This window comes from uncultured Campylobacter sp. (genome assembly GCF_938030145.1).
GTDB lineage: Bacteria > Campylobacterota > Campylobacteria > Campylobacterales > Campylobacteraceae > Campylobacter_B.
On sequence record NZ_CALHGM010000009.1, the window covers coordinates 121,064 to 145,509 of the forward strand.

22 protein-coding genes and 1 pseudogene are annotated in these 24,446 nt (G+C 45.8%); 15 read left to right on the plus strand and 8 right to left on the minus strand.

The window, feature by feature from the left end:
* Positions 1-22: 22 nt before the first annotated feature.
* The 4 genes from raiA to Q0323_RS02670 are packed head-to-tail and all read right to left on the minus strand — an operon-like array spanning position 23 to position 2,919.
* The gene (gene raiA / locus Q0323_RS02655; RefSeq protein ID WP_298051220.1) at positions 23-565 is read right to left on the minus strand and encodes a ribosome-associated translation inhibitor RaiA; all 543 of its coding nucleotides are present in this window, start codon (positions 563-565) and stop codon (positions 23-25) included.
* A gap of 15 nt (positions 566-580) precedes the next feature.
* Positions 581-1,114 (minus strand): hypothetical protein, encoded by a 534-nt coding sequence (locus Q0323_RS02660; protein WP_291939558.1) that lies wholly within the window; start codon positions 1,112-1,114, stop codon positions 581-583.
* Positions 1,114-2,172 carry a type II secretion system protein gene (locus tag Q0323_RS02665; RefSeq protein WP_298051225.1) on the minus strand — a complete coding sequence of 353 codons (1,059 nt, stop codon included), beginning with the start codon at positions 2,170-2,172 and terminating at the stop codon, positions 1,114-1,116. Before Q0323_RS02665 ends, Q0323_RS02660 begins: the two co-directional genes overlap by 1 nt.
* A gap of 12 nt (positions 2,173-2,184) precedes the next feature.
* Entirely contained in the window at positions 2,185-2,919 is a 735-nt protein-coding gene (locus Q0323_RS02670; RefSeq protein WP_298051228.1) for a type II secretion system protein, read from the minus strand.
* A gap of 252 nt (positions 2,920-3,171) precedes the next feature.
* Here Q0323_RS02670 and bamD point away from each other — a divergent pair, with 252 nt between their 5' ends.
* From bamD to Q0323_RS02720, 10 genes and pseudogenes are all read left to right on the plus strand, one after another.
* Positions 3,172-3,819 carry an outer membrane protein assembly factor BamD gene (gene bamD, locus Q0323_RS02675; RefSeq protein ID WP_295152470.1) on the plus strand — a complete coding sequence of 216 codons (648 nt, stop codon included), beginning with the start codon at positions 3,172-3,174 and terminating at the stop codon, positions 3,817-3,819.
* Positions 3,820-3,827: 8 nt separating this feature from the next.
* On the plus strand, positions 3,828-6,329 hold the full coding sequence (gene lon, locus Q0323_RS02680; RefSeq protein ID WP_298051231.1) for an endopeptidase La: 2,502 nt from the start codon (positions 3,828-3,830) through the stop codon (positions 6,327-6,329).
* A gap of 357 nt (positions 6,330-6,686) precedes the next feature.
* Positions 6,687-7,322, plus strand: a complete 636-nt coding sequence (locus Q0323_RS02685; RefSeq protein ID WP_298051233.1) for a GyrI-like domain-containing protein — start codon at positions 6,687-6,689, stop codon at positions 7,320-7,322.
* 37 nt (positions 7,323-7,359) lie between these two features.
* Positions 7,360-7,551 (plus strand): DpnD/PcfM family protein, encoded by a 192-nt coding sequence (locus tag Q0323_RS02690; RefSeq protein ID WP_298051235.1) that lies wholly within the window; start codon positions 7,360-7,362, stop codon positions 7,549-7,551.
* 168 nt (positions 7,552-7,719) lie between these two features.
* Positions 7,720-9,060 carry a hypothetical protein gene (locus tag Q0323_RS02695; protein ID WP_298051237.1) on the plus strand — a complete coding sequence of 447 codons (1,341 nt, stop codon included), beginning with the start codon at positions 7,720-7,722 and terminating at the stop codon, positions 9,058-9,060.
* 362 nt (positions 9,061-9,422) lie between these two features.
* Positions 9,423-9,872, plus strand: a pseudogene (locus tag Q0323_RS02700) (site-specific DNA-methyltransferase); the annotation flags it as partial.
* 31 nt (positions 9,873-9,903) lie between these two features.
* On the plus strand, positions 9,904-10,809 hold the full coding sequence (locus Q0323_RS02705; RefSeq protein ID WP_298051239.1) for a DMT family transporter: 906 nt from the start codon (positions 9,904-9,906) through the stop codon (positions 10,807-10,809).
* Positions 10,810-10,822: 13 nt separating this feature from the next.
* On the plus strand, positions 10,823-11,245 hold the full coding sequence (locus tag Q0323_RS02710) for a Sua5/YciO/YrdC/YwlC family protein (RefSeq protein ID WP_298051241.1): 423 nt from the start codon (positions 10,823-10,825) through the stop codon (positions 11,243-11,245).
* Between the two features lie 1,058 nt (positions 11,246-12,303).
* Positions 12,304-13,680: a GntP family permease gene (locus tag Q0323_RS02715; protein WP_298051244.1), complete on the plus strand. Its 1,377-nt coding sequence runs from the start codon at positions 12,304-12,306 to the stop codon at positions 13,678-13,680.
* Between the two features lie 314 nt (positions 13,681-13,994).
* A complete protein-coding gene (locus Q0323_RS02720) occupies positions 13,995-15,131 on the plus strand; it encodes a glycerate kinase (RefSeq protein ID WP_298051247.1) in 1,137 nt (378 codons plus the stop codon).
* A 1,867-nt stretch (positions 15,132-16,998) separates the two neighbouring features.
* Here the strand turns inward: Q0323_RS02720 and Q0323_RS02725 are convergent.
* Positions 16,999-17,805 carry a 3'-5' exonuclease gene (locus tag Q0323_RS02725; RefSeq protein WP_298051250.1) on the minus strand — a complete coding sequence of 269 codons (807 nt, stop codon included), beginning with the start codon at positions 17,803-17,805 and terminating at the stop codon, positions 16,999-17,001.
* 21 nt (positions 17,806-17,826) lie between these two features.
* Positions 17,827-18,468, minus strand: a complete 642-nt coding sequence (gene rpe, locus Q0323_RS02730; RefSeq protein ID WP_298051253.1) for a ribulose-phosphate 3-epimerase — start codon at positions 18,466-18,468, stop codon at positions 17,827-17,829.
* A 144-nt stretch (positions 18,469-18,612) separates the two neighbouring features.
* Between rpe and rpmB the strand changes: the two genes are divergently transcribed.
* The 4 genes from rpmB (at position 18,613) to Q0323_RS02750 (ending at position 21,613) form a co-directional block, all read left to right on the plus strand.
* Complete coding sequence (gene rpmB / locus Q0323_RS02735; RefSeq protein ID WP_040304421.1) at positions 18,613-18,804, plus strand: 50S ribosomal protein L28; 192 nt, start codon at positions 18,613-18,615, stop codon at positions 18,802-18,804.
* An 18-nt stretch (positions 18,805-18,822) separates the two neighbouring features.
* Positions 18,823-19,953 carry a potassium channel protein gene (locus Q0323_RS02740; protein ID WP_177387602.1) on the plus strand — a complete coding sequence of 377 codons (1,131 nt, stop codon included), beginning with the start codon at positions 18,823-18,825 and terminating at the stop codon, positions 19,951-19,953.
* Positions 19,946-21,139, plus strand: coding sequence for a bifunctional glutamate N-acetyltransferase/amino-acid acetyltransferase ArgJ (gene argJ / locus Q0323_RS02745; RefSeq protein ID WP_298051256.1), 1,194 nt, complete (start codon positions 19,946-19,948; stop codon positions 21,137-21,139). Before Q0323_RS02740 ends, argJ begins: the two co-directional genes overlap by 8 nt.
* 243 nt (positions 21,140-21,382) lie before the next feature.
* Entirely contained in the window at positions 21,383-21,613 is a 231-nt protein-coding gene (locus tag Q0323_RS02750; protein WP_177387402.1) for a YdcH family protein, read from the plus strand.
* 863 nt (positions 21,614-22,476) lie between these two features.
* Here the strand turns inward: Q0323_RS02750 and Q0323_RS02755 are convergent.
* Both Q0323_RS02755 and Q0323_RS02760 read right to left on the minus strand, forming a co-directional pair.
* Entirely contained in the window at positions 22,477-22,917 is a 441-nt protein-coding gene (locus Q0323_RS02755; protein WP_005873131.1) for a hypothetical protein, read from the minus strand.
* Between the two features lie 135 nt (positions 22,918-23,052).
* Entirely contained in the window at positions 23,053-23,406 is a 354-nt protein-coding gene (locus Q0323_RS02760) for an HTH domain-containing protein (protein ID WP_298051257.1), read from the minus strand.
* A 113-nt stretch (positions 23,407-23,519) separates the two neighbouring features.
* Between Q0323_RS02760 and Q0323_RS02765 the strand changes: the two genes are divergently transcribed.
* Positions 23,520-24,446: a zinc ABC transporter substrate-binding protein gene (locus Q0323_RS02765; RefSeq protein WP_298051258.1), complete on the plus strand. Its 927-nt coding sequence runs from the start codon at positions 23,520-23,522 to the stop codon at positions 24,444-24,446.

Below are 24,446 nucleotides of genomic sequence, written 5' to 3' on the forward strand. Positions count from 1 at the left end.
AAAATTCTAAAATTCTAAAATTCTAAAATAAGCCGAATTTACCGTCTTTACGCTTGTAAAGCACACGCATTTTAGCGTCCATATCATTAAAAACCAAAAACTGATCGGCGCTTTCTTTTAGCTTATTTAGTGCTTCATCAATCTCTAGCGGTTTATAAAGCTCTAGCTCGGTAGGGACGATTTCATCGACCTCGTCGTTTAAATTTGGCTCATTAACGCCGATTGCATTATCTACGGCGTTTTGCTTCATTTCGTCGCGATTTTTGTGAGAATTTACCTTATCGTGGTATCTGCGAAGCACTTTTGAGGCGCGCTCGACGATGAGATCGACGGCAGCATAGAGATCTTTATCTTTTTGGCGCACGACGATAGTGTCTTGATGCGCTAAATTTAATGAGAAATCCACCACGAAGCCCTTTTTACCTTGCTTCTCGTCAGCAGAAATTACACAACGCCCCGAGATAATGTCGAGATTATATTTTTCTAGCGTCTCAAATGCGTTTTCGACATAATTTTTGATAGCTTCCGTTAACTCAAACTGCTTACCTACGATATTTAAATTCATCGTCTCTCCTTTGCATTATGGTTTTTGAATAGTACGCCTATGATATGTGATCTGTGGCCTTCCCATAACCGCTACATTAGATTTTACTACCACATCTACAAGCGCGGCATGACTTAAAATTCTGCCCACACTACCGTTCGCAAGACTTTCTGACGAGCCTTGCCCAAAATTACTATAAGCGACGGTATGATTGCCGGGCGCACCCAGCTGTCTATCGAAATATCCGAATGTCACGGTGATATCAAACATCTTTTGAGCCGGATCATTTGACGGATACTCAAGCGTAATCGTATTTAATGTAGGATTAGTCGCAGCAGTAGAGCCCTTTTCCTTAAGCTCGGTAGTTAGATACTCATGCTTTTGCATAGCAAGGACGGCTAACTCCGTAGCGCTCTGAGCTAGCAGTAGCGCCTGCTCTCTGCCTTGGATATTATTGACATCGCGAGCCGTCATAGACGCGATAGATAGTGCCGTAATCGCCGTAGTTGCTACAATGATGATAAAAAATATGGCTGCTACTAGAGCAAAGCCTTTTTGCATAGTTTTCATTAGTACACCACCTGTGCTTTACAAACGTTTAGATCCAGCTCTGCGGGATCGAAATTTCTGCCGTCATCTCTCATACATAGTTTAAGCGCAACGGCGCCGTTATCATCCTTAAACCTAAATAAGCTCACATCCTCTGCTAGTAGTGAGCTGCTAGCAGTGTCATATGAGTGCGCATCACCTGCGACAGTACTCCATGGGCGATAGTTATATTTCAAGAGCAGATTAAAATTCTTACTCAAATTGCCCGCATTGTCTTTCGTATATGTTACTACCTGATCGGGAACGATCGCGTAAGCGCTATGTGCTATATAGTACTGCTCAGAAAATTCCTGTGAGTTGGCATTGTTTGGATTGAACGGATATTGGTTGATAGCGATAGTTTCACCTTGTATACTACCGCTACCCGCAGCACTAGGAGTGCCTACGGCGATTAGCACGCGGTTTCTGCCGTCTGCCCAAACAGCCCTATCGTAGCCGAAGCCTATGCCTACGCTAGTAGGCGAAGCATCATTAGTAACAGCTCTAAATATAACGGCGACCTGAGTATTATTAGATGGAGTATTGTAAGCAGTAGCCCTTAAATTCCGAACTATCCTAGCTACTCGCGGAAAATCGCTACCCAAGGATACCATATTAAACGCAGCCCTAGTATCTGCGATATATCCGGCATTATCCGCATCGGCCGTCCATGTGCTATCTCGGAGTTGAGACATTGACATAAAGCCGCTCCAACCTGGAGTTCTCTGATTTATATTTCTCGTCTCTACGCTTTGTCCGATCCACTCTAATATATCAAATCTCGGATTAGTAAGGTCGCTAATCGGCACAAAATCATTTACGGCAAGATCTCTGCCTATGGTAGAGCTTTTTATTCTATCCTCCAAGCGATTTGTGATTAGCATCATCGCATTTTGCGTTCTGGCTTCCAGCTGATTTACCGCACGTACATGCACGTAAGATTTATAGATCTTGGTGTATAGATCAGCGCCAAACATCGAGATGATCCCCAGCACTACGATAACAAACACAAGCTCTATAAGGGTAAAGCCTCTTTTCATCTCGCGCTCCTATTAGTTATGTAGTCTAGTGACGGTTGTCTGAACGCCGACGCCGATATTAGATAAAAATGCCTTTAAAACAACTGATTTAGCAGCACCGTCTCTCGCTACGGCGTCGTTTAGATCCGTAGCAGCAACCCTAACCATCTTGATATTGGTAACGGCGCCATTAGATGGTTGATCGCTAAGAACACCACTTATATCGGTACCGGAAGCATATTCCACCGCGCTAAAAGGCTCTGCTACATAATCTACATCGACATTAATCCTAGTATTGAGGATAAAATCACCTCTACTGCTAGAGCCCACCAAATTACCGACTGTTATATTCGTCGTGAATCGATCAAAATCGTCGATATCGTTATAACGACCGCCACCAAAAGAAATTCCATTTCTACCGAATTGTCTTTTTGTAGCTGGAGCTTGAGCGCTAATTCCGCGCCTACTAGCTTCATTTAAAATCCCTGGTCTGACCTCGGGGGCGCCATCAGCAGGCGGATTTACCGTTAAAATTCTCCTCATGCAGCTTGCATCTCCTCCGCACGTAGCATCTCCTGCGTATGCGCTATCCCACTGCGCTTTAGATATACGAGACATAAAAGCTTTAGCGTTATATACGAGCTCCTCTTTAATCGCGAGAGCGTTTAGTTCGGTGGTTTGCGCGACGATACGAGGGATCGCCATCGTCGTAATCGCTAAAATCACGATAGTAAAGATCAGCTCAATTAGAGTAAAACCTTTTTTCATCTTACATCCTTTCTTTAAAATTTTGAAATTACGGAAACGCAAACTTACTCTGCGTTATCGGCGCTAATTATACTATTGTTAAACTTAAATTTAGAATTTATCGCGTAAATTCTTTTGGTTTACAAAGATTTTTAAGCCCGAACGCACAAAAATTTTAAAGAAATTCCATTTTTAAATTTGAACGCGGAATTTAAGCTTGCATTTACTCAAAGACTATAAAATTACGAGCTAAATAAATTCCAAGGATTTTTTATGACAAATCTAAGTAAAATTCTATCCGCTCTCCTATTTATCGCGTTTATCGGCGGCTGCAGTGGCAAAGGCGACGGCGAGCTTTTTAATCTAAGCCCCGAGGCATGGTATTCTAAAATTTTAGAAGATATAAACAACGCCAGCATGGAGGATGCCGAGAAGCACTACACTAGCTTTTCTAGCGAACATATCGCTTCGCCGTTGCTTGAGGAGATGACACTCATTATGGCGTGGGCTTTTGTGGAGGATGAAAACTACGAGAAAGCAAACAAATACCTAGACGAATATATCCGTCTCTACGGCACGACGCAAAAGATCGAATACGCAAGATTTCTAAAAATTAGAGCAAATTTCGATTCCTTTAGCCGCCCAAATCGCAACCAAAAGCTAATGCTAAACAGCATCGACGAAATTCGAAAATTTATAGCTGAATATCCGCAGAGCGAGTATCGTCCGCTACTTGAGACGATGCTAACGAAGCTCAGGCTTGCAGAGCATCAGCTAAATATCGACATCAAAGACCTTTACCAGCGCACCGACCGCGAAAGTTCTGCCAAAATTTACGAGCAGCGCATCGAAGAGTCCCCGTTAAACGGCACCGACGTCATCAAACCGCGCTCGCCTTGGTATCGCGCGATTTTTGAGTAGGAGGAGCGATGCAACTGATGCAAAACACAACCTTTCCTAGTGATCTACCTATCATCGTCGAGGACGAGCTATTTTTATATCCCTTTATGATAGCGCCCCTTTTCATCGGCGACGAACATAACAAAAAGGCTCTCGATCTAGCAGCCAAAAACGAATCTATGATAATGGTCGTAAGCTCGAAGTCGGAATTTAGCGGCGATAGAAGCTTCGGCGGTATCTATAACGCAGGCGTCGTGGGCTCCGTGATGAGAACCGTGCCACTTCCCGACGGTCGGGTTAAAATTTTATTCCAAGGTGCGCTAAAAGGCAAAATCGTAAAAGAAATTTCGCAAGATCCGCTGGTCGCTACCGTCGATATCATCCACGACGAGCGCGGCAACGACCAGAAATTAGACGCGCTGGTAAGCGTGCTGAAGGAAAAAACCAAGACGCTTAGCACGCTTACGCATTTTTTTCCGAACGATCTGCTAAAGACCATCGACGACGGCACCGATGCCGCGCGCGTCTGCGATCTGATTTTAAGCGCACTACGGCTAAAAAAGCAGGTAGCCTACTCATTTTTTACCGAGAGCAATTTGCAAAAACGCCTTTTCAACCTCATCAACTACATCTCCGACGAGATCGAAGCGCAGAGGCTCGAAAAGGAGATCAAAAGCAAGGTTCATTCCAAGATCGACAAGACGAACAAAGAGTATTTTTTAAAAGAGCAGCTCAAGCAGATCCAAAAAGAGCTCGGAGGCGATGCCGATCGCGATGTCGAGATCGAGGAATACCGCAAAAAGCTGGAAGCCAAAAAGCCCTATTTGGGCGAGGATGCCTACAAAGAGATCAAAAAGCAGATCGATAAATTTGCCCGCTTGCACCCCGATAGCGCCGATGCGGGGCTAGTGCAGAGCTATCTGGACTGGGTTTTGGAGGTGCCTTTTGAAAAGACCGCCAAGCACAAGATGTCCATCGAGGGCGTTACGGCGCAGCTAAACAAAGACCACCATTCCCTGCAAAAGCCCAAAGCACGTATAGAGGAGTATTTCGCGCTAAAGCAGCTTTTGGAGCTTCGCGGCACAAGCGGCAAGAAGAGCAAAGAGGACGGCAAAAACGGCGGCGCGATCTTGTGCTTCTACGGCCCTCCCGGCGTAGGCAAGACGAGCCTTGCGAACTCTATCGCGACCGCGCTTAAGCGCAAACTTATCCGTATCGCTTTGGGCGGGCTCGAGGACGTAAACGAGCTACGCGGACACCGCCGCACCTACATCGGCGCGATGCCGGGTCGCATCGTGCAAGGTCTCATCGAGGCAAATCAGATGAACCCCGTCATCGTGCTTGATGAGATTGATAAAATTTCAAGCTCATACAAGGGCGATCCGACGGCGGTTCTGCTTGAAATTTTAGACCCGGAGCAAAACTCGAGCTTTAGGGATTACTATCTAAATTTCAACATCGATCTTAGCAAGATCATCTTTATCGCCACGGCAAACGACGTATCTCTCATACCCGCGCCGCTGCGCGATAGGATGGAGTTTATCGAGCTTAGCTCATACACGCCGCAGGAGAAATTTCAGATCGCCAAAGACTATCTGATCCCTCAGGAGCTGCAGCGCCACGGCTTAAAATCAGCCGACGTAGCGATCAACCCGGCAGCTCTTTCCGAGATCATCGAAGAGTACACGCGCGAAAGCGGCGTGCGAAACCTGCGCCGCCAAATCGCTGCGATCTTCCGCAAGGTCGCGGTTAAAATTTTAAAAGACAAAGAGTTTAAAAAGATCGTCGTGACGACGAAAAATTTAAGCGAATTCCTAAATAAAAAGGTTTTCGAGATCGACGAGGTTGAAAAACGCGATCAAATCGGCATAGTAAACGGGCTTGCGTGGACTGCGGTAGGCGGCGACGTGCTCAAAATCGAAGCAGTCAAGATCAAAGGCAAGGGCGAGATGACGATCACGGGCCAGCTCGGCGACGTGATGAAAGAATCCGCGCAAATCGCCTTTAGCGTCGTGAAGGTGTTAATCGACGAGGGCAAGCTACAAGCGGGGCAAGGCGCGGAGGCGGCAAAAGCCTCACGCGCGGGCAAAAACTCCGCATTGCGCGCAAATGGCGGCGCGTCTAAAAGCTCGGCGGCGCGAAATTTAGGCGCGGAGGAAAATTCCGAAAGCTCGGAGCAGATTTATAATAAATTCGACCTTCACATCCACGTGCCCGAGGGCGCGACGCCGAAGGACGGACCTAGCGCAGGCATCACGATGAGTACAGCGATCGCGTCGATTTTAAGCGAGCGCGAGGTACGCGCAGATCTAGCGATGACGGGCGAGATCACGCTAAGCGGCAAGGTGCTGCCGATCGGCGGGCTTAAGGAGAAGCTCATCGCTGCGCACAAAGCCAAAATCGCCGAGGTTTTGATCCCGCGCAAAAACTACGAACGCGACCTGGAGGAGATCCCGGACGAGGTCAAAAACGATCTGAAAATAACGCCGGTAGATCGGATCGAAGAGGTGCTGAAGCTGGCGCTCGTTTAAATTTAAAGCGCCGCTTTAAATTTAGCCGCTTTAGTCGCGCGCTTTAGCGGAATTTTAAAATATTTATAGCGGCGTGAAATTTCACCCACGTAAAATTTTGCTAGCATTAAATCCATCTGCATGCGTTAAATTTCTAAAATTCTTGCGGTAAAATTTCATACCCAGTTTGAGAACGGCGTAAAATTTTATTGCGCAGCTGGATGTTGAAATTTCTTATAACGATGCGGCGAACGTAAAATTTCGTAGAATTTCACATTCACGCGATCGCGTAATGATGTAAAATTTTACGATAGTTTAAAATTTCAGCTTCGCTTTTAGCGCAAAATTTTATGAAATTTACCTCGTAAAAGGAATAAAATGTTTGATTTTAAAAAAGAGTTTAGACAACTTTACGCGCCAAAGCAGGTGCCGAAAATTTTAACTGCCCCGCCTGCAAATTTCGTCTGCGTCCGCGGCGAAGGCGATCCAAACGAGCCGGGTGGCGCGTATCAGCGCGCGATAGAGGTACTTTACGCCGTGAGTTACGCGCTAAAAATGAGCTATAAAACGGATTATAAAATAGATGGCTTTTTTGAGTACGTCGTGCCGCCGTTAGAGGGATTTTGGCGGCAAAGCGGCTCGGCTTGCGGCGAGGCAGACTACGCTAGAAAGAGCGATTTTAGCTGGATTGGCGCGATTAGACTGCCAGATTTTATCGCGCGAGAAAATTTCGACTGGGCGGTAGAGCAAGCCGCAAAAAAGAAAAAGATCGACTGCGGCATAGCGGAGTTTTTGAGGATAGACGAAGGTCTTTGTGCGCAAATTTTACACATAGGCAGCTTTGACGACGAGCCGCAAAGCGTAGCCAAAATAGACGAGTTTATCGCCGCAAACGGCTACGCAAAGGACTTTGGCGAGCAAAGAGCGCATCATGAAATCTACCTAAGCGACCCTAGAAAAATCGACCCGCAAAAATGCAAAACGATAATCAGGCTCCCGATTAGGAAAATTTAGCGGCGATTGCTATAAGTGCAAAAATAAATGGATAATAATGAAAGAATTTGAAGTAGAGATCGTCGAAACTTCGGCGAGAAGAGTCGTTATTAAAGCAAGAAATAAAGAAGAAGCGTGTAAGATCGTCCGAGTAGCTTACGAAAGCAGCGAGATTGTTTTAGGTGCGGAGGACTTCGTTTGTGCGGATTTTAAAACGACGGTCGCGGACGAGCCGAAAACTAAATTATAGGGATTTTATGGAAACGAATTTAATGTAACCCGTCTCACGATTTTCGTAAAAAAATTTCTCATTTTTCACCTTAATGTAAAATCAATAAGATATTTTGCATTAATAACAAAAACACAATAAATGCCGTATAATATAACCAGGCAAAAAACAAAAAAGGTAGTGAAATTTATGAAAAAGACAGAATTGATTGATGTTGTAGAAGCACAAGAAAATAATTTTTATAAAGATGGAAATATATTTTTACTAAAAAAAGACAATGAGTTCATTGATGGTGATCTCAGAACCGCAAAAATAGATGATGAGAAATTAGATATAAATGGTATGAAGATAAAAATTATATCATCACTATTTAAAAGACAAGAGGGGGTTTCTAGTTATTGGAGCATATATGAATTTGCAAGTGTTGGATTTAATGAGACAAGAGAAGGCTACTATAAGCTATGGATACCTTGTGAAAATGCCAGTAGTAAACATCTTAATTTATTTGATCATTTTGGTAGTGATGTATTTGCACATGGGCCTTACGTTATTTTGAATAATTATTTAAAATTTAATATTAAAGAAAAATATACATTTTTATTTTTTTATCATATTTATAATTTTTTAATTATAGATTGTGAGGAAAAAATCACCTTCAAAGAGTTTGATGAGTATTGCAGGGTTATATTATCTGCAATTGGTTTCATTACCGGCTTTATACAGATGGATAGAGGTTATTATTTTGAAAGTGATAATTTGGAATGCTCAGAATACAAAAATTTTAAATACACAAGTTGCTTTACTCCTACTTACAAAAGTGGCTTTTACACAATAGAAGGAAATCCGCATCAATATTGCTTCTCAAATAAAAAAATTGATATCGATGGAAAAAATAAAAAACTTAACAAAAAAGATTTTGAAAATTTGATAGATAAAATGCTAGACAATATAAATTTCAGAGAAGCGATAGATACGTTAATGATAGTAAATACCTTGTCTATAAGCTACTACTCAATGAGATTACTTGCAACAGTTTTAGAAATTTTAACGCAAAAAAATGAATCGGACAATAAGAGAACTGGAATAAAAAGAACTACTTATGAAAAAGATTTTATTAAGCAGCTCAAGAAAGAAGTAAAACGACTCATAGGAGATAATTCTAGTTTAAAAGAAAAAAAGAAAAATATATTAGGCAGAATTGACAATATATTTAATCTACCAAACAATGATAAGTTATTATCATTGTTTGATGAAAATACAATTAAATTAAACGAGTTAGATAAAAAGTGTATTATGCTTAGGAATCATCTCTTACATGGAAATGTGTCCATAACTAGCATTCTTAAAAATCAAGACGAGATAACACAAGTAATGTTTATATACTTAAAATTAAATACATTGATAAATGCTGCAATATATAGCAGTATAGGATACAAAGGGATAATAAGAAATTTACCAAAACTTTTTATGGATTACAAAAATATAGAAGAGCTCCAGAACGAAGAGTATTTTATTTCTATAAATCAATAGATAAAACTTACAAAATTTCTAGTAGCCTTAGATCGAATTAATATTGTTAAGTTTCTGATTTTTTACATTAAGGCAAAAAATGAGATTTTTTATGAAAATTATGAGATAGGTTAAAGGGTCTTCAAAGGCTTATTAAATGTCTTTAAATTTATTTTTTGAGAGCTTGAACGTATCTTACCTTTGATAGGATACTCTCTTATGAGATCTTTCGATTTTTAAATATTCAATAGTATTTAAAGTTTATTTGACGAATTTTTATGCTTTTTAAGGGTTAAATCTTGCATTTAAAATGATAGTATGCAAAGCCCGATTTTTTTTCTCCACTATCATTTTAAATGCAAGATACTGCCATTTTAAATGCGCGCCGATATAATCCGCCGCCGAATTTTAGCTGCCGATACCTTACGCATAGCACCGAGCAAATAATCTGGGCGAGAGAAAGCGAGAAATTTAAGCACATTTTCAACTACGAACTGATGAAAAAGCTAAACGACGGCAAGCAAATGAAAGACGTTTGGAGTTTTCCGGCGATCGCGCCGTGGGAGAAGGCCTGCGGCAAGCATCCGACGCAAAAACCGCTACCGCTTTTGGTGCGACTAATTTTGATGGCGAGTAACAAAAATAGTGTTGTTTGCGATCCGTTTGCCGGCTCTTCGACGACGGGCATTGCTGCAAATTTGCTCGGGCGGAAATTTGTCGGCATCGAAAAAGAGGATGAATTTATAAATATCGCCATGAAGCGTAAAAGCGAGCTGGACGCAAATTTTGATCTTTTTAAGCGCAGGATTTTAGATATAAATAAGTTAGATTGATTAGGCCGAAATTTTTAGCTATAATCGCGCAATGAAAAATCTAGTAAAAAGCGAATTTTTTGGCGTTTTCATCACGCTTCTTGGCGGCGTATTATGGGGATTTAGCAGTGTTTGCGGGCAGTATCTGTTCACGCAAAAAGGCGTCAGCGCCGACTGGCTCGTACCCTACCGCCTAGGCCTCGCCGGGCTTGCAATGGTAGCGTATTACATCGCTCGCTCGCCGCGCCTAGCCTTTGCGCCGCTAAAAGATCGCGTGCTTTTGCCGCAGCTGCTCATCTACGCGTTTTTTGGGCTTATGATGACGCAGTATTCGTACTTTTGCGGTGTCGAGCTCTCAAACGCCGCCGTCGCGACCGTGATCCAGTACTCCGCGCCCGCGCTCATCCTTGCCGTCGTTTGCTTTTTAGAACGACGCGTGCCTAAAAAGGTCGAGCTCATCGCGCTCATTTTCGCGGTGCTGGGCGTCGTGCTGCTCGCCACCCACGGCGATCTTGGCTCGCTGGTTATCAGCGCGGAGGCGCTGGTTTGGTGCCTCATTAGCGCGCTTGGCGTCGTGATTTATAGTCTCATCCCAACGAAGCTAAATCAAAAATACCCCGTCGCGCTAAATTTAGGCTGGGGCATGGTCATCGGCGGCGGCGCGCTTGCGCTTTACACGCGGGTTTGGCAGCTAGGCGGCGTGAGCGACGCGGACGGCTTTGCGGCGCTTGCCGCGGTGGTGATTTTAGGCACGATATGCGCGTTTAGCTTTTACATGACGGGGCTAAAGATAATAGGCGCGAGCAGGGCGAGCATGATCGCGTGCATCGAACCGGTGAGCGCGGCGGCGTTTGCCTATTTTTGGCTGGGGACGGAGTTCGTGTTTCTTGATTTTGCAGGCTTTACGCTCATTATCTCGTGCATATTTTTACTGGCCAAAGATAGGAAAAAGGCGTAAATTTGGAGGAGAGATGATCTATTTGGCGCAGACTGATACGACGGCGGGATTTTTGAGTAAGGATTTTCGCGAGATAAACGCGCTCAAACGCCGAGCGGCGGATAAACCCTGCCTCATAACGACGGCAAAGCTTAGCGAGCTAAAAAATCTCGCTCGCGTGCCCGCTAAATTTAAAAATTTAGTGCGCCGTGCGAGAAAAACGACTTTTTTGTATCCGAACGCTAAAGCCGTGCGCGTCGTGAAAGAGTGCGCTCACGAGGAGTTTTTGAGGCAATTTGACTGGCTCTACTCCAGTAGCGCAAATTTAAACGGACAAAACTTCGACGAAGAGTGGGCGAAAGCTGCGGCAGATCAGGTCGTGGATCAAAATTTCAGCCAAAACGCAAGCTCGAAAATTTATAAAATCTCAAAAACTAAAATTTTGCGGATTAGATAGAGCTGCCGATTAAAATTTACGCGTGCTAGGAGCGCTCAAAAAGAGGCGCTAGTTTATAAATTTAGGCGACTGTGTAAATTTAAATTGCTCTATAAATTTCACGAACCGGAAAATTTCGTCACATATAAACCGCACAAATACCGTCTGGAATTTTAAAAATCGCGAAAGGATTACGGCAAACTCTCAGAAAAATCATATAAAAAGCCACAAATCTCCGCTGCCTTCAAGCAGTAAAATTCCTGCCGTTCTCAAAAACGCAAAATTTCACTGCTGGTAGCTTTTGGATGAAATTTTATCGCCCAAATATTCTCGATCAAAATTCCGACTAGGACGAGCTAAGATTATCGCTATAAATTCTCACATCCCGAGTGTTTTCGATCTAAATTTTGTAGCTCAGGTGTTACCGCCGATTTTTATCAGAGCCGCTACGCGCGATATTTTGATCGAAGCTCTACCTATGTTGCCTGCTTTAGATTAAAATTTCGCCGCTTCTGCCGATAGTTTTAATTAAAATTTCATCGCCGCGGGAGTAAATTTCGATCAAAATTCTATCATCGCCGATTGTATATCAAAAGTCCCGCCGCTGCCGATACTATCGCCTTTCATCGCCGCTATCGCCGCCGCAGCTATTGCACTCTTCTTCACTGCTTGCGCCGCAGCAAGCGCCGCAAAGCGTCCGCATCACTCACGCCCTTTAGTCGCCAAAGCTGCGCGTAAAGCGCAAGCGGTCGCCACATTGCTGCACCGCGGCGACCGATCCTCGATAAAATTTCCTCTGCCCGCCGCGTAGCGCATTAAAACAAACAGCATATCAAAGCAAACGCTGCAAATTTTAAAATTTTAACCACTCTCGCCGCACGGCACAGATAAACTCCAACCGATAAACTCCGCTAGTCAGTCCATCATCCCCGTATAAATCATAAATTTTCATGAATTTAACACCGCCATTCTTGCTTTATATTAAAATTTCGCTAAAATTACCGCATTAAATTTGAGGCGCAAACGGAGCTTAAGCTTAAACCGCTTGCGAGCAAATTAAATCCATTTAAGGAGCTTTTATGAGCGGTGTTGCGTTAATCATCTGCTTCGCCATAGCGGTCGTCGTGATGATTTTTTTGATCTCCAAAGCAGGCGTCCACCCATTTTTGGCGCTAATGCTTATCTCCCTGGCGCTCGCGATCGTCGCGGGCATACCGCTAGCCAAGATCCCCGCGATTATCGGCGACGGATTCAGCGGCACGTTTAAGAGTATCGGTATCGTCATAATCTTCGGCGCGCTCATCGGCACCGTGCTCGAAAAGACCGGCGCGGCGCTCAAACTCGCCGATATGGTCGTAAACGTAGTCGGGCAGAAGCGCCCCGAGCTTGCGATGCTCATAATGGGCTGGATCGTAGGTATCCCCGTATTTTGCGACAGCGGCTTCGTCGTATTAAATCCGATCCGAGAAGCGATCAGCAAAAAAATCGGCGAAAATCCGGTCGCTCTTGCAGTAGCGCTCTCCGGCGGACTTTATGCCTCGCACGTATTCATCCCGCCGACTCCAGGACCGATCGCCGCAGCAGGCGCCGTGGGTCTAGGCGGTAATCTGCTGCTCGTAATCGCAATGGGCGCGGTAGTGTCCTTGCCGGTGCTGATCGCTACATACTTTTTTTCTAAAAAAGTCGCCAAGAGCGTCCATATAAGCGAGGCTGAAGCGAATGAAGTCATCACTAAAAGCTACGACGATCTGCTTAAACAATACGGCAAATTGCCGGGCGGATTTTTAAGCTTAGCCCCTATTTTGGTGCCGATCCTATTTATGGCGCTGGGTTCCGTCGCCAAGATCCTAAAAGTAGGCGGGTTTGCGGGCGAAATTTCGCAATTTTTAGGAAATCCTATCATCGCGCTAGCCTTGGGCGTAGTTTTTGCGGTATTTTTGCTCGCACAAACCGGCAAACTAGGCGAATTTAGCGAGATCACCAACGAGTCCTTAAAGATAGTAGGCCCGATCCTCTTTATAACCGCAGCGGGCGGAGTGCTAGGCAAGGTCATCACCGACGCCGGCTTCGTAACCTACATCAAGGACAATGCGACCGCGATTAAAGCCGCGGGGATTTTCTTCCCGTTCTTAATCTCGGCAGTCCTAAAAACCGCACAAGGAAGCTCCACCGTTGCGATCATCACTACCGCTTCGATTATGGGGGCATTTAACGCGGACGGCTCGATTATGCAGGTACTAGGCTTCACCTCCGAAATGTCCGGCGCGCTTGTGGTAATGGCGATCGCAGCGGGCGCGATGACCGTTTCGCACGCTAACGACAGCTACTTCTGGGTCGTTACGAATTTCAGCAAGATGAACCCGCAGCAAGGCTACCGCACTCAAACAATGCTAACCCTAATTATGGGCATTACGGGTATGATCAGCGTGTGGGTTTTGTCGCTGTTTTTGATCTAGCGGCTCTAAATTTAAAACAGCTAAATTTACGGTAACAAAAGCCCGCCGTCGCGCTTTAAATTTTACTGCGCGGGGCGGGTCGGCTTTTTTGCTCTAAATTTACGTAGCCCCAAGCGCTCTGCCCTCGCCGCTTAAATTCTATCGCACGAGCGCGCCTCGCCGTTTAAAACGGCAGCAGTTTAAAATTTTCCTCATTTACCAATGCGGCGACGCACAAACTCCTCAAAGCTAAATTTAGGGCTAAATTTATTAAAATACCAAATTAAAAAGCGGTTTTCGCAAAATCCGCGCGAGCCCCGTCTGAAAGGAATTTCATGAAAGTTTTGATTGCTATCGATTCGTTTAAAGGCTCTCTTAGCTCGCTTGAGGCGGGCAACGCCGTAAAATCGGGCATCGAAAAGCTCTGCGACGAAGTGGTAGTTAAGCCGATCGCAGACGGCGGCGAAGGCAGCGTCGAAGCCCTCGCCGACGCGCTCGGGGCGGAATTTCAAGAGCTAGCCGTGCAAAACCCTCTCGGCGAAAAGATCACCGCGCGCTACGCTCTTGCGGGCGAGCTCGGGATTTTGGAGATGGCGTCGGCGTCGGGGCTCACGCTTATCGAAAAATCGCGCCGAAACCCGCTAAAAACAAGCACCTACGGCTTTGGCGAGATGATCTTGCACGCCGCAAGCAAGGGGGCGCGAAAGTTTATCATAGGCATCGGCGGAAGCGCTACGAACGACGCAGGCACGGGCATGCTAAGCGCTTTGGGCTTTAAATTTACGGACGCGCGCGGCGAAGCGCTTGCGGGCACAGGCGAAAATTTAATCAAAATAGCGGCGATCTCGGACGCGGACGTGCCGCAAAGCATCAAAGATAGCGAGTTTCTCATCGCCTGCGACGTGGATAATCCGCTCTTTGGCGAAAACGGCGCGGCGCATGTTTACGGACCGCAAAAGGGCGCGGACGAAGCGGCGGTAGAGGCGCTGGATGCGGGGTTGCGAAGCTTTGCAGGCGTCGTAAGCAAAAGCCTTGGAAAGGAGCTTTGCAGCGAAAGGGGCGCGGGCGCGGCTGGTGGTCTGGGCTTTGGCTTCGTGAGCTTCCTACGTGCGCAGCTAAGGTCCGGCATCGACATCATCACCGAACAGATCGGGCTGCAAAACGACGTGCGCGGCGCCGATCTGATCATCACCGGCGAGGGCAGGCTCGACTTCCAAAGCCGCATGGGCAAAACCCCAAGCGGCGTGGCAAAGATCGCCGCGCGCTACGGCGTGCCCGTCATCGCGCTGGCAGGCTGCGTCTCGCCCTGTGCCGGCGGCTGCAACGAGCACGACATCGGTGCGTTTTTCAGCGTTTTAAACGAGCCGATGAGCCTTGAGCGTGCGATGGAGCCCGCCGTCGCAACGCAAAATTTAGCCCGCGTCGCCGAACAAGCGGTGAGATTGTTTCTGCTAGGACGCAGCGCGAAATAGGACTTTTGGGCTGAAATTTTAAGGCGCGTCCGCTAGAGCTTGCACGGGTACGACGAGTGCGGGCAGGGATACAGCGCGGCGGCGGCTCGCGGCATGCAACGCGGCGAAGAAGCGAAATTTTAGTAGGATAAATTTTCATGCTTTTGAAAAACGCGGCGCAGCCTTAACGCAGATGCAGCGCTCGCGTGGCTTACAGCACAAAAATATGCGTAACGAGACGGACGAGCGGCGACGGCTCGCGGCAGACGGATGCTAGTCCATGACGCGTATACGCGGTAAGCAAACCACACAACCGATACGAAAAACCCCGCTGGGCCGTGACGCGCATGCACGACAAGCAAATACCACGCACAGCTTACGACGGGCGGCAGAATTTCATCCGCCGTAGACCGCGGTAAGTGGATAAATTTTGCATTAAAACGTAGCTTTGCTGAAATTCTAGCGCATTTGAAGATACGAAGTGATCGGATGAGAGGTAAGACAGCGGACGGCTCGGCGGTGACATAGCGGCGTGAAATTTTCGGCGCAAAAATTTATTTTACCGCGCGATACATACGCAAGGCGCGATCTAAAACTCATTTTCCAATCAAGCGGCTCGCGGACCCTCGCAATTCACACTTCAAGGCGTGATTAAAACAGACAGAATTTTAAAATTTAACCACTGTATTCGCAGCCTATGAGATTTGCAACGTAAATTTAAAAGCAGCGCCGCGCTTTATGAAATTCCGTTTCGAATTTTAGCCCGCAATATGTCCGTCTTGAGGCGAAAAAGGCCGCTCAATCGCAAAATCGCGCTTCTTGCAAAGATGGTGGCAGCGCATTACTTCGCCCGCTCACAAAGCCCGTCAGTCTTCCGATGACGCTTTGATTCGGAGCGGGGCGCGTCTGCGTAAATTTTGTATTATAGGATCGCGGATTCGCTTATCGCTAAATTTAGTGCGGATGCGGTCGCCCGTACGCCGCTACGATAAATTTTGGGTTTACGTAAATTTGCTCCGATCGCGCTGTGTTTTTACGATAAAATTTCATTTTCGGTCGGCGCCGTGAAATTTTATAAAGCTCCATTTTAAAATTTGCGGCACGGGCATGTACCGATCAGGTCATCAAACTAAAATCAAATCTCAAAATTCTAAGCGGCGAATGCGGCAAAGCTCGCGTGCTCAGCATATCTGCGGCGTGGGCGCAGATGCGGTTAAGCTTATCGCTTTTTAGACGCAAAAAACGACCGCAAGCACAAGTAAAATTTATTGATTTGAAAATTTAAAGCCTCGAATTTACACCGAGCCAGCCTGAACTGAATTTTAAAATTTAAAGCAGGCGACGCCTTGGGCGCATCCGCGCGACTGCGAACACTCATAAAATTCGCCCGAAGCAAGGTTGTAAAACCGCGGGCGGCCGCAAAATTTATCGCCGCAAAGATCAAAAACCGCGAAAGCAAAAAGGCTCCACGAGCGCTCGCTGCCGCACCCGCCCGAGCAAATTAAAATCGCATGATCCGCCTAGCCGGCATACGCGGAGGGCGCCGCTGCGGGCATTTACACTTAAATTCAGTGCGATCGCAATGCGATTTAAAACCGCGCCTGCTTAAATTCGCGCCGTTTCGGTTCGCTCGCAATCACATCTCGCCACAGTAGCGCTTTAAATTTGCGCCGCCGCGATTTGTGCGCATTCAATCGCTACGGCAAGGGTAAAATTTCAAAATCTAGGTCCATACACGCCGATTTGCGCGCCCAAAATCGCTCGGATCGAATTTACGCTACCGCAATCCGCGCAGATTAAAGCGCCGCCGCTTAAAAGCGTAAAATTTACCTCTCAAACGGCGGCGCGAAATTTCACTAAAATTTCATCTCTTAATTCGGCGCGCGATTTATAAAATTTCACTCTCGCCGCGCCCCGAAATCTGCGGCTTAGGCAGCGCCAGGCTCTTTGCAGTTTTGCTAAAAAGTATCAGATCCTCGGTGCTTTGCACGCTCCACGGTAGCCGCTTTAGAGCGAATTTAAAAATTTCAAAGCAGGAAACGGCGTCGCTAAATGCGCGGTGGTGGACGTTTTGCACGCCTAAAAGCTCTTTTAGCGAGCCAAGCCCATATCTTTGCGCCTCAATCGTGCGGCGCGCGAGCTCGACGGTGCAGAGCCTGCGATTTAAAAGCATCCCAAAGCCGCATTTTTGCAGGCTAGCGTCGATGAAGCCGTAGTCAAATTTGACGTTGTGCGCCACAAAAACGCTATCTCCTAAAAACAGTCTAAAGCGCTCCAGCACGCTAGCTAGCGGCGGCGCGCCCACTAGATCGTCCGCGCGGATACCGGTAAGCTCCGTGATATTTTCAGGCACGGCGGGCGCGTAAACGAAGCTCTCGAAGCGGCCCAGCTCCTGCGTGCCGCGCGTTTTTATCGCGCCGATTTCGATGATCTGGCCGTTTGAGAGCCCGCCGTTCGTTTCGATGTCCACGAAGCAAAAAATTTCATCCGAAATATCCGTCTCGCGGGTTTTGAGCGTGATTTTGCCGCTATCTAGTTTTATTATCTCTATGCCCAGCGCACGCCACATCGAAAGGTCTTTGGGTTCGAAAAGCTCGGTAATTTCGGCAATGTCGCTTGCTTTTGAGATAAAATCGTAATAATTTATGCTCTTTTGAGCCAGTAAATTTATAAGATTTTCGATTCTATGCGTCAAAATTTTACCCCTGTGCCGCGCCTAAATTTTAAGCGCACGGATCGCCTCCGCGTAGTCGTTTGAAGAAAATATGTAATTGCCCGCTACCACGACGTCGGCGCCCGCTTCGTCGATACCTGCGATATTCAGCCCGTTTACGCCGCCATCGACCTCGATGAGGCATTTTGCGCCTTTGCGATCGATCAGCTCGCGCAGCTGCTTAATTTTTTCAAGCGCCGAGGGGATAAATTTCTGCCCTCCAAAGCCCGGATTGACGCTCATCAAAAGCACCATATCGACCTCGCCCAAGATAAACTCCAGCGCGCTAAGCGGAGTGTGCGGATTTAGCACGACTGCGGGCGAGACGCCGCTATGGCGGATGTGATCTATGAGGCGCAGCGGATGGGTCTCCTCCTCGATATGGAAGCTAAGAAATTTCGGCTTTAACGGCAAAAAAAGATCGACGAAAAACGACACGTTTTTAACCATCAAATGAATGTCTAAAGGCTTACTGCTCGCCTTTGCCGCGGCGCTTACTACGAGCGGTCCGATCGTGAGATTGGGTACGAAATGCCCGTCCATCACATCCACGTGAATGAGATCGGCGCCCGCTTCGCAGACTGCGCGAATTTCCTCCGCAAGCCTTCCGAAATCCGCTGATAAAATGCTGGGTGCGACATACATTAAGATTCCTTTAAAATTTCAAGATGCGGAATTTTACTTAGTTTTCTCATAAATTTCGCTAAATTTAAACCGCGGCGGATTTTAAGCATAATTTGAAATTTTTTCGCTATAATCGCCATTTATTTTAATCATCAAGGATTTATTATGGCAAGAAGATGCGCAATCACCGGCAAAGGTGCGATGGTAGGCAATAACGTCAGCCACGCAAATAACAGGACCAAAAAGAAATTCCAGGTCAATCTACGCACCATCCGCGTTCAGCTAGAAGACGGCTCAACCAGACGAATCAAAGTAGCCGCCTCAACTCTACGAACTATGAAAAAACAATCAAAATAACCTCTTAAAGAGGAATTTATGTCTGTTTTGGACAAGATCAAGCGATTCCTCGACTGGTCCGGCTCGACTAAGCCGGACATCAACCTCTACACAGAAATTTACGACCAGCTACGACCTTTTCGCTTACCACTGATAACCATCGTGCTGATGATGCTAATCGGCACATTAGGCTATGTCTTTATAGCGGGCTTTTCGCTCGTGGATGCCTTTTATCAGGCGGGTATGACCTTCACGACGGTAGGCTTTACCGAAGTAGCGCCGATATCGCCCGCGGGTAGAATTTTTACCGTCTTATTCATCCTCATGGGCTTTGGAACCTTTTCGTTTTGCCTGGGCGTCGTCGTCGAGGTCATAAAAAACGGCAAACTTCAAAATTTACTTAGGGAGCAACGAATGATCAACAACATCGCAAGGCTCAAAAACCACTACATTATATGTTATAACAACATCTACTGCGCCGAGCTTGCCAAGCAGTTTCGCGAGAATCATCTACCTTTTGTCGTGATCGACCCCGATCCCGCTCTAGCCAAAATCGCCGAAGAAAACCGCTATCCATATTTCATCGTAGGCGAGCCGCATGTAGAAACTACAATGCTAAAAGCGCATCTATCATCTGCAAAATCCGTCATCACGCTAAGTCCAAATTTAGCCGATAATATCGCAATAATCTCGCTCGTGCGCCTATACGAAAAGGAGCTTGGTCGCATCACCCCCTACTTCATCATGGCAAATAGCGATGATGACAGCGACACCGAAAGGCTAAAAAAACTCGGCGCAAATTCTATCGTCTCACCATCCAAACTCGCCGCACAAAGGCTCTCTGCAATCAGCGTGCGCCCCGATATGGAAAACATTTTGGAGCGGTTTTTGTATAAAAAAGACTCACTCATCGATATCGAGGAGATCACGGTGCCCGATTTTTCGTGGATCCGCTTCAAGCGTCTAAAAGAAACTCGCTTGCGCGATTTTACAAACGCCGACGTCGTGGGAATCAAAGAGCCCAACAGTCGCTTTATCCCGATGCCAGATGGCGACTACCTCATCGGTACTGGGGTGAAATTTTTAGTCATCGGCACGGCAGAGGGCATCCGCAACACCAAAAAGCTCATCCGCAGCAAATACAAGCCGCAGGAGATGAGATATGTTTAAAATAACTAAGCTTGAGGGCGGTTTGAAGAATGTCGAGGGCTTTTATTTTGACGGCGTAAATTCGGGCTTTAAAAAAGAGGGGAACGATCTGGGATTTATCCGTGCGGACGAGCCCTTTGTCGTAAGCGCGATCTTTACGAGCAATAAATTTCAAGCTGCGCCGATTAGGCATTTCAAAATGGCGCAAGAGAGCGCGGGTGGAGAGCTTAAAACAAATTTTATCCTAGTAAATTCTAAAAACGCAAACTCTATGACCGGGGAGCAAGGCGTCGCGGACATCGATGAAATTTTTAGCGAGCTTGGCAAAAAAATCGCTCTGATAAACCCCGTCATGAGCTCCACCGGCGTTATCGGATACCGCCTCAAAAAGGAAAAAATTATCGCCGCCGTGCAAAATTTTAACTTCTCGGCGCGAAACTCGGATGCCCTAGCCACCGCCATTATGACTACCGATACGATAAAAAAGGAACTTGCGTATGAAATTTCTTTAGAAAACGGCGAGAAATTTCACATCGCAGCCGTTTGCAAGGGCGCAGGTATGATCAATCCTGCGCTTGCGACTATGCTCTGTTTTGTCCTAACCGACGCAAAAATCCCGCGCGCTGATATGGACGAGCTGCTAAAAAAAGCAGCGGAGCAGAGCTTCAACACCGTAAGCGTCGACGGCGACACCTCTACTAACGATACGATTATGCTCTGCAGCAGCGCCAAATGCGCCTACGAAAAGAATGCTTTCGCCTCCGCGCTAAACGCTCTGACGCGCGAGCTTGCGCTGATGCTGGTAAAAGACGGCGAGGGCGCAACCAAGCTGGTGCGATTTAGGGTAAGCGGCGGCGCAAACGCCCAGGATGCCCGCAGGGCGGCAAAGGCGCTAAGTAATTCGCCGCTTGTTAAAACGGCGATCTTCGGCGAAGACCCGAATTGGGGTCGCATAGCCTCGACCATAGGCGCCTGCGGTATCGAATGCGATGAAGAAAAGCTGCGTATTAAATACGACGACGTGCTGCTTTATGACGCGCAAAATCGCGAACTGGACGCCGCTCGCGAGGCCGCGGCTCACGCCGTAATGCAACAAAAAAGCTTTACGATCTGGTGCGATTTAGGGCTCGGAGATGGCGAGTTTAGCGCATACGGCTGCGATCTTAGCTACGACTACGTAAAAATAAACGCCGATTATAGATCATAAAGATTCACAGCTCGCTTCATGATAAAAATCTCGTCTCGAAAATAGCAAATCATGGCAGGGTTTTAGAGCTATGCTCTTAAGATTTTATCATTTAAAATTGCCTGTTTTAAATTTTTAAAGGCTAAAATTTTACCTCTTAAAATTTGGAATCTCATGCGTGAAATTCAGTCTAAATTTGATAGCTAAAATTAGGTTTTAAGCGCTTTATTGATATACTTAAATAAATTTTTCAAAGGAGTAGGCATGTTTCATGAATACAGAGATTTAATCACTGAGTTAAAAGGCAAAAACGCGCGATTTGATTCGCTTTTTGAGAAGCACGACGAGCTGGATCACAAGATCGCCGACGCACAAGCCGGCAGAGTGCATATGAGCGATCTGGAGATCGATGCGATGAAGAAAGAAAAGCTTCGCATAAAAGATGAGCTAGGCACCCTGCTAGCGCAATATAAAGCCGAAAAGGCAGATAAATAAAGCTGCTTGCGGCGAAATTAAGATGCAGCAGAGTGCTAGCAAGGCTAATTTCGCCGCTAAGCTTTAATCCGTGTTTAGAATTTTCTAATCTCAATAAGTTTAACCGCTTAAATTTGCCTCGCATGATAGAGATATTAAAACAGCGTGCTAAAACGAGTTAAAATCTACCCCGCACGCTTCTCCATATTGACACCGCTAAATAATTTTTACGCATCGGCTACATAACTGTAGATATCTATAATGCAATATTAGCATGATAAATATAACTCATCTCGGCTCGTTACCGCCCCTTCTGTTTCCGAAAATATCTCTTGCTGAATGCACTTTTGCGCTACAGAGTAAATTAAAATTTACGCTGTGTCGCCTTGCAGCCTGGCTCTTAAATTTTATTTCGCAGTGAGCATTTTCTAGTAAATTTCAAATCTTGCGTTTTGCTTGTTGCAGGCGCAATACCTATTTTTAAAATTCCACATTTCGCAGAAATCTAAAGTGGCGCTAGAATTTTAAATTCCCGTTCGCGCTGGCCGCGAAATTTCAAATTCGCAGACTCTAACTAAGCACTAGTTTATGTTAGAACTTTCTTTGGTCGCTCCACGGAATTTAGCCAAGCTTGCTTATTTTAACCCACTTCGTTGAGCTTTAAAATTTAGATTATTTCTTTGATCGTATCGGATAATGCCTGTCGCCACGGAATTGCTCAAGCCGCTCTATTACCATATGTGCAATTAAAAGCGGCGTTAACGCGGAATTAAATAGTATAAGTGAAATCTGTAAAAGGTGTGAAATTTAATCATAGAATTTTAAGCGCTAAGGATTTGAGATAGAATTTCGCCGCGCAAATCAAATCCCAAAGCCAACCTGGTCTACTCGAAAACCTTCGCTTCTAAGCCATGTAGCCTTTGCAAGCCGATATCGATATATTCGTTAAGCTTCTCATTATTTTCCAGCAATTTGTCGTAATAACTCTTGGCTCTTTCTCTCGCGGTCGCATCAGGCTCGATATACTTTAGCCCACTTTTGAAAAATCCTTTGGATTCCACAAAATAGATCGAGTGAATCTTCTCGCAGTGCGATAGCCCTGCTTCAGTGTAGTTTAAAATCGATTCGTACGCGATGTTGCCTAATAGCTCCTGCAGTCTATTTGCGGGATTTTTGAAAAACTCGGCAAACTCCTTATACGGCGTAAAAACCTGATCCAGGTTTTTCATAGCATCGCCGTAGATACCCTTTTTCAGGCGAAACATCGTCATTTCTTGAGAACTTACAAACTTCTCTATTGCTTTTATCGTATCGTTTTTATTCACTGAATTTTTCCCTTTTAAAATATGAAACGCTCGGATTATATCGTTTGTTTTATAAAAATCGGTTAAAAATCGGTTAAATTTTGCCCTTGCGTTTTAGCTAAATTTCCTTGAGCGCTTTTGATTAAATTTCCCGCCTCAGCCGCCGCATTTCTCGCACAATCCTCGCACGAGCACGCTTTTGACATTTTTTTGTGGCAAAGTAGGCATCGAAATCTCCTCCATTTTATGGCAGTTTTCGCAGACAAAATACGCTTTGGCGCCATCGGTGAGCTCATAAAAGCTTTTATGATTATTTTCGCTGGTGATTATCAAATTTTTCTCTTCCAAAAGCGCTATATTGCGATATATTGTGGTTTTATTAGCGCCCGTTAGTTCTACTAGTTCATCGTAGCTTACCGGGCATTTTTTCTCGCTTAGGATCTGCACGATCTGCACTCTAAGCGCCGTAGGAGCGATATCGTGACTCGCTAAAAAATCTTTGGGATCCATTTTACGCCTTTTTTAAAATTTAAGCGATGATAGCGAAATTTAGATAAATTTATATTAAGTTGCAACTAAGTTGCTTTTGATATACTTCCGCAATTTTTTTGGAAAGGAATTTTATGAAAAAGCTTGTTTTCACGCTTTTAGCAGCTAGTTGCGTAGCATTCGCCAAACCTACGGTCACCACGACCATACTTCCTACGAAGTATTTTGTTGAACAGATCGCAGGCGATACTCTGCAGGTAAATACGATGGTCGGCAAAGGCGCCGATCCGCACACATACGAGCCTAAGCCTTCGGAGATGAAAATGCTAGAAAATAGCGATCTGTATTTTGCAGTCGGTATAGAATTCGATGAAGTCTGGCTACCAAAGCTTGCCGCATCGTATCCAAAGATGAAGATAATCCGCACCGAAGATGGCATCACCAAAATGGCTATGGCAGAGCATCACCATCACGACGAACATGATCATAGCGCACATCACGATGATCACGATCATGACGCGCATCATGAGCATGGCGACAAAGACTACGAGGCGCACGAGCATCATCATCATCACGGCGGTTTAGACCCACATATCTGGCTCGATCCGCAGCTTGTAAAAATTCAAGCTAAAAATATTAAAGACGCGTTAACCAAACAGTATCCTAAGGATGCTAAAATTTATGAAGCAAATTTCGATAAATTTGCTAAAAAGCTTGACGAGCTAGACGCTTACGCAAAGCAGAAATTAGCGGGCGTCAAGGGAAAGAAATTTATGGTTTATCATCCGTCTTGGGGCTATTTTGCACACCGATACGACCTGGAGCAGATCGCAGTCGAAGTGGAGGGCAAAGAGCCTAAGCCTGCGGATTTAGCCGAGCTAATCGAGGAAGCCAAAGAGGAAAAGATCAAGGTGATTTTCGTCGCACCGCAGTTTTCCAAAAAGGCAGCGCAAACTATCGCCGCACAAACAGGCGCAAAGGTGATGGAGATCGATCAGCTGCCGCTAGATTGGTACGAGACGATGAAAAAGACGATCGACGTTTTCGGAGAAAATTTGTAG